The 6,390-nt window shown below is 63.3% G+C and carries 6 protein-coding genes; 1 reads left to right on the top strand and 5 read right to left on the bottom strand.

Going from position 1 to position 6,390, the window contains the following annotated elements:
• A partial coding sequence (locus ABJF10_RS28345; protein WP_348547982.1) for a hypothetical protein occupies positions 1–552 on the top strand: 552 nt, incomplete at its 5' end.
• Positions 553–610: 58 nt separating this feature from the next.
• On the opposite strand, the gene ABJF10_RS28340 is transcribed toward ABJF10_RS28345, so the two are convergent.
• The 5 genes from ABJF10_RS28340 to ABJF10_RS28320 all read right to left on the bottom strand — a co-directional run.
• Positions 611–1,690, bottom strand: coding sequence for a hypothetical protein (locus ABJF10_RS28340; protein WP_348547981.1), 1,080 nt, complete (start codon positions 1,688–1,690; stop codon positions 611–613).
• Between the two features lie 111 nt (positions 1,691–1,801).
• Complete coding sequence (locus tag ABJF10_RS28335) at positions 1,802–3,088, bottom strand: glycosyltransferase family 4 protein (RefSeq protein WP_348547980.1); 1,287 nt, start codon at positions 3,086–3,088, stop codon at positions 1,802–1,804.
• An 8-nt stretch (positions 3,089–3,096) separates the two neighbouring features.
• Entirely contained in the window at positions 3,097–4,290 is a 1,194-nt protein-coding gene (locus tag ABJF10_RS28330; protein WP_348547979.1) for a glycosyltransferase, read from the bottom strand.
• 59 nt (positions 4,291–4,349) lie between these two features.
• Positions 4,350–5,621 carry an FMN-binding protein gene (locus ABJF10_RS28325; protein WP_348547978.1) on the bottom strand — a complete coding sequence of 424 codons (1,272 nt, stop codon included), beginning with the start codon at positions 5,619–5,621 and terminating at the stop codon, positions 4,350–4,352.
• Positions 5,622–5,691: 70 nt separating this feature from the next.
• On the bottom strand, positions 5,692–6,390 hold a 699-nt coding region (locus ABJF10_RS28320; protein ID WP_348547977.1), incomplete at its 5' end, for an FAD-dependent oxidoreductase.

The raw sequence follows: 6,390 nt of genomic DNA, 5'->3' as shown, positions 1-6,390 counted from the left end.
GTCGAGGAACTGGGCAACGAAGTCGGCGACGAGGCCCTGCTCGACCGCGTGACCACCATGTTGGCCGTCGTCCTGTTGCGCCTCTTTCGCGAAGCGGCCACCGCCGAGAGCGGCCCGCAGCAACGCCAGGCGGTGCTGGAGCTCGCCCGCGAAATGGCCCGCTTGCGCCGGGGCGATCATCAGCGCCAGCGCCTGCGCTTGCTAACCGAGCGGGAGCGCCGGGAGACGCCGTCGGAATACGAGCGCGACCGCCTCCTGCAAATCGAACTGCAACGCCAATCCGAGCAGGAAGACGAGACCTTCAGCCTGCGGGCCGACACGTTGCGCGCGGAATATGTCGTCGGGCAGAAAACCGGGACGCTCACCCCGGAACGCCAGGAGTGGATCGAGGGGTTCTTTGCGGCCAATCCCGACTTCCGTGACCCGCGGGAGGAGGACGATTCCGTCGAGGAGGAGAAGAAGAAAGTCGAGGCCAAGGACGAGAAAGCGATCAATTCCGACGCCTCCGAAACGCCACCCACGGCAACGCCAGTCCAGAGTAATCCAGCCTGATCGTGCCTAATCGTGCCTGAAATTTTTCCGCCACAGTTGCCGCGACCCCGCCGCCACTCTACGGCGCCGTTTCGACCTCGGTCGCCCGCAGGATCGGTTCGTTGTCGTCGCCGAAGACGTCCCGGAACATTTTGCCGTTCACAAAGTCGCTATGTTCATCCACGCGCCCATACGTGGAGCGCTGATTCGCGGTCTGTCCGGCTTCGTTGGCGACGAAAAAGCCCTTGCCCGGCACCACCACGATGGCGCCCAGCGCGCCGTTGCGGCTATTGCCATAGGGCGAGAGTTCCAACTCTTCCCACGGAACATTGAGACTGCCGATGACGTTCAAGTCGTTATCGATTACCGTGATCGCGCGTTCCGTGGAGCGGGTGACAAAGATTCGCTCGCCGTCGATCGCCACATCCATCGGCACCTGCACGGAAACCGATTTCACTTCCTTCCCATCCTGGCTGACCCGGAAAACCTTGTTGCCCTTCAAATCAGCCATCCAGAAATTGCCCTTGGCATCGATCTTCAGGCCGCGCAGGTCGTAAGCACCGGGTACTTTCAACACCCCGGAGCCATCAAACCCGCTCAGCGTCGCCGCCGTGACATCCGCGCCGGATTCCTGCAATACCCACCGGCTGAGCGTCCCGTCTTCCCGGTCGGTCCCGTAAAGCACGAGCTGCCCACCCTCGCGGGCCGTCGCCACGCCTTCACACACCGTGGTCGGGATCCGTGTTTCGCGGCGTTCCAGCAGGGCGTCGTAAACGACGATGCAGGCGTTGTCGCAAATGTAGACGCGCCCTTTGTCGTCGGTTGTGATGGCCTTGCCTTGGACGCCCGGCAACAGCGCCTCCGTGGCGCGATCGTAATCCGCCACGTCGATCCGAATCCGCCGCACTTCGCCGGAGTTGTTAAAGCTGTGGTGATAACCGGCGTAGAGGTACTTCGCATCCGGCGAGAGCGCGAGGCCGCGATTGTGCCGTGGCGAGACTTTCTGCGGCCGGCCAAATATCGTGCGGCTGTTATCGACGATATATTGAACGGACCATTTGTAAGCGTCGCCTGCCAGGGTCTCAAGGGACAACCCCAGCGTGCAGGCGATAAAGAGCAGCAAGCTCAGGGGCAGTTTCTTCGTGCGGGGTGGAAGCATCAAAGTGGAGGATTGTGCCTGCAACAACGCGAGCACGGGAGGTTTGAGCGCGGGAGGGTGTCTTGTCTGTGACACATTGTCAATTGGGGTCAGCAGATTTACTGACAAAAATCATTTATCGAAAAATCGGAGTAGGTGGTGGAAGAAGCCACGCCTCGGAATAGCTAGATCCATTCCTCGGGCCGATTCGGGTACCGTCACCCCCACCCTTTCGATCAGCAGATGCTTCAGAGCCCTGGCGGTTTTTTCGATGGCAAACTTCTCTTCGGCGGTGACGCGACCCTGCTCGCCCAGTCGTTCCGCGGCCGCCGGATCGGCGAGCAGCTTCGCCATCGCATCTACCAGAGCGGACGGGCTTTGCGGTGGAACCAGCAGGCCGTCCTCGCCGGGCGCAATCATCTCCGGGACGCCGGCGAGTTCGGTCGAGATGACCGGCGTCCGGGCCAGCATGGCCTCCATGATCACGGTGGGCAGGTTGTCACTGCCACCGTCCTTCTCCGGCACGCAAGCCAGCACAAATACTTGGGCTGCGGCCAGTAGTCGACGGACTTCGCCTTGGGAACGCGGCCCCAGCAACTGGACCTGTTGTTCCAGCTTTGCCTCCGCGATTTGGGCCTGCAATGGCGCCTCCAACGGACCGCCGCCGACGATCTCGCAGACAAAATCGACGCCCCGTGCCCGCAGCAACCGGCACGCCTCAATGAGATCCCTGAAGCCCTTCTTCTCCACGTAGCGACCGACCGAAAGGATCCGCGGCACGCCGGAAGCCGGCTCCTTCGCCGGGAAGCCATCGATCGCTACACCATTGAACACGCGAACGACTTTGCCCTTCGCCCAGGGATACTTCTCCTCCATCCACCGGCGCGCGTAGTCCGTTTCGGTGACGACGAGACGCGCGCCGCGAACGAGATCGGCGTTCGTCACCGGAAAATCAGTGTCGCAGAAGATGTCATTGGCGTGGCCGGTGAAGCTGTAGCTGATCCCAAATAGTTTGCGCAGCCACCAGGCCGTGCGCGCGGCCACTCCGCCAAAATGCGCGTGCACATGGCGAATGCCGCGTTCGCGCAGGAGCGGGCCGAGCCAGATCGCCTCGAACATCCGTTGGGAATCCGGCTCCTGGCGATTTCGCGGAATGGCGCGGTGCGCGGCCCCGGGAAGCTGGCGCCGTTCACGCCGGGCATCGACCTCGGCGCGCAGGGCCTTCTCTGCGGGCGCGTAGAAGACATCGACGTCCAGCTTCTCCGCGAGATCGCCGGGATCCTCCGGATGACGCAACGACACCAACCATGGATTCATCCCCTGCCGTACCATCTCCACCGCCTCGCGATAGACGAAGGTCTGCACGAACGACGGGAATCGCTCGAAGAGATAGGCGAAGGAATGAGGCTCGGACGGCATCGCGGCGCTCAGTTCACCGGGCGGCGTACCCCGCCGATGGCCCGCGCTTCATCGTAGTAACTCTCCAGTTTCTCGATCTGCTTCCCTTGCTCGAACTCCTCGCGCACCGCTTGCGAAGCCGCCTGACCGAGGATGTATAGCGTATCCGTCTCGGCGGTGATCTGACCCATCGCTCGAAAGAGCGCCTCCTCATCGCGCTCGGCGACGAGCAGGCCGGTGCGCTCGTGCGTCACCGCCTCGGGGATGCCGCCGTGCGTGGTCGCCAGCACGGGCAGGCCGGTGGCCATGGCCTCGAGCATCGAGTTCGGCACGCCTTCCTGGTTTTGATCCGGCGGCATTTCGCTCGGGTGCAGGAAGATGTGCGAGCGCGCATAGAGCGCCGCGAGATCTTCCTGCGAAAGGAAGCCGCTCAACTCCACGACCTCGCTCAAGCCGAGCTCGCCGATCAGCTTCTCCAGTTCGCCCTTCATCGGCCCTTCGCCGGCAATGCGAAAAGTCGCCTTCGGATGCTTCTCGTGAAACTTCGCGAATGCCCGGATCGCCGTGCCCAGGCCCTTCTTCGCGATCAACCGGCACGCCTGCACGAAGCGCCACGATCCATCCACCGGCATGGGCCGTTGTTGAAATGGAAACTGATCGAGGGGAATGCCGGTGCGGTTCAGGCGCAGCTTTTCCTTCGGGCAGCCGAGGCGTTCCAGGCCATCCATGAGCGACTTCGACCGCGCCAGCACGAGCGGCACGGTTTGCAGCAGTTCCTGCATCTGCGCGTCGTAGCCTTCCTGTTGCGGCCGCCCCTGGATGTCCATCCCGTGAAAGGAGACGACGCACGGCTTGTCCCATTCCTGGATGAAGGGCAGCAGATGCACGCCGGTGTGTCCGAAATAGGCGTGCATCACATCCGCGGGCCGGCGCTTGAGCAGCTTGATCAGCACCTGCAATTCGCCCCGGTAGTAAACCGGCGGCAGCTTGCGCATGTATTTAAGATAGAAGCGCTTGAGGAAATTCTTCCGCGCCCGGGGAATCAGTTCAACGTCGGGAAAGGGAAATTCCGCCTCGCACTGGCGCTCGCGCGTCATGACGAAGGTGGAGTAGCGCTGCAGTCCCGTGACCTGGCGGTAGATGTGCCGCATCTCCGGTTTCAGGAACGTCGTGCAATAACTGGCGACGATCGGCTTGGCGTTGGGCTCACTGGTAGGCGGCATGGAACGGCGACTGTCGAAAACGCGCGAGGGTTTGTCCAGTCAGAGGCGCGGGCGGCCGCTCAAGACGCGCCGATCATCCACGCATGCAACGCCTGGTATTTCCACGCAAACCCCTCCGCCAGCCCTACCAACAGCAGCGCGGCAATGTCCCGCCGGCCGAAATGATCGGTCGCTCCCCGCCCGCGAATGAATTCCAGCAGCGCGCCGGTCGGACAGCCGAACCGGCAATAGGCCATCGGCACGAAGAGCGAGGCGATCAAGCCCACAACGGCGATGGCCGTGGTCGCGATGCCCGCCGCGCGCAAGCTGTAGGCATCGAACGGCTCCAAGTGCGCGAGGTCCAGCGGCAACGCCATGATCGTGATGATCACGACCAGACCCAGCAGCAACGGCGGCAACCAACGCAGACCCGCAGCAAAGGTCTTCGGCAAAGCGACCCGCCAGCGGCGCGGAGCGAAATGGCCGAGCAATTCCTGCGCGGCGCCATGCGGGCAAAGTTGATGGCAGTAGAGCGGCTTGCGCGCGGCCCACGGCACGGAGAGCGCCGCCGCGGCCAGCAACACGAGAGCCGGTGCGCTGCGCCACGGCACGCCATTTTGCGACCAGCCGGCCAAGAGCGACTGGGCCAACGGCGCGCCGGCCAGAAACCCCACATAGCCGATGACCAGCACTTGAAAGCTGCGCCGCAACCAAGGCCGCCCATGCGTGCCGCGAAAAGCCATGACGATCCCGAGCACAATGATCAACACCAACCCGGCATCCACCCATTTGAAACGGATCGGCGGCGGGCGCAGGGCCAGCGCGGCATCCGCGGAGCGCAAGCGTCGCATGATGCCTTCGGCCATGGCCATGCTCGTCATTGTCGCCCCGCTCACCCCTTCGATGTGCGCCTGCTCGGGCGTCGTCCGCGCCACGGCATCCCACGACTTTCCATTCCACGTTTTCAAGAAATAGCGGTCGTCGCGCACGTCCCCCGCGTGCTCCTCGGTGTCCTGCGAGGAGCGCAGCCGCACTCCGACAACATGCAACGCCGGATCGAAAGCCACCAGCGTATCCGTCCACCCGCGATAGCCGATGATGCCGTCGGTGACCGGCGAAGTCCGCAGCACATAACCCATTTGATGCCCCCCATCGTCCCACACAAACATTCCGGCGCGCTCGCTCGCATCCGGTCGCAGTTCCGTCGCCTTGGGAAAGATGGCGCGCACTTCCTCGACGGTGATCGGCGCATAGCCTTCGATCCGCATCCGCACATAGTGCGCCCGGACGATCCACGCGATCGCCACGAGCACACCGAGCCGGTAGAGCTGAAGAAGAAGGCGGCGGAGCACGGTGAAGTTCTTAGTGCTAAGTATTTAGTGCTCAGTTTCGCACCAGGAACTAAGCACTAAGCACTGGCTCTCACTCCGCGGGCAGCAATTGCACGGCATCCGCCGCCACGTTGCCGTTCGCCGACCCCGCGCCGATGATCACCACCGCCGGCTTATCGGGCACGAAACGAAATTTACCCAGCGACACGAAGCCCTTGGGCAGCGGCGACTTGATGCGCTCATTCACGGTCACTTGCTTCGACCCCTCTGCCGATTCGATCGACACCGGCGCATTGCTGGCGCGGTTCTCGTGCTCGCTGTAGTTCATGCGCACTTCGTAGATGCCGGCTTTGGTGATCTTGAATTCGTAGCGCGCGGTCCCCTCCTCCTTCGCATTGCGATAGCGATAGCCCGTGCCGACGTAATCCGGCAGGCCCGCGCCCTCGATCCATTTACCCGTCATCTTTGCCTGCCCATCATCCATCACCAGACCCGGCAGGCTCGCCACCGGAATGCCCGGCGGGCCACCTTTGCCCTCCACCACCGGAGGCGGCGGAGCGTAGCCATCGGGCAGCGTGATCGGGCTGTTGACGGTCTCGCGCCGCGCGGCGCCGCGCAAGGCGAGCAGTTCTTGAAGCTCGGGGAAGTAGCGCTCGTAGATGGTGCGCGGGGAGCATTGGTTCTTGATGCAGATGGAGGCCGCCTTGCCGACGACTTCACCGATCATTCCGCCGGTCTTCATCACGCGCACCGTGCCCAGCGCTTCGTGCGTCACGCTGATGTCGCGGCC

Source organism: Chthoniobacter sp., from assembly GCF_040003245.1.
In the GTDB taxonomy this organism is placed as follows: domain Bacteria; phylum Verrucomicrobiota; class Verrucomicrobiia; order Chthoniobacterales; family Chthoniobacteraceae; genus Chthoniobacter.
This window is presented reverse-complemented; position numbering and strand designations above follow the sequence as displayed.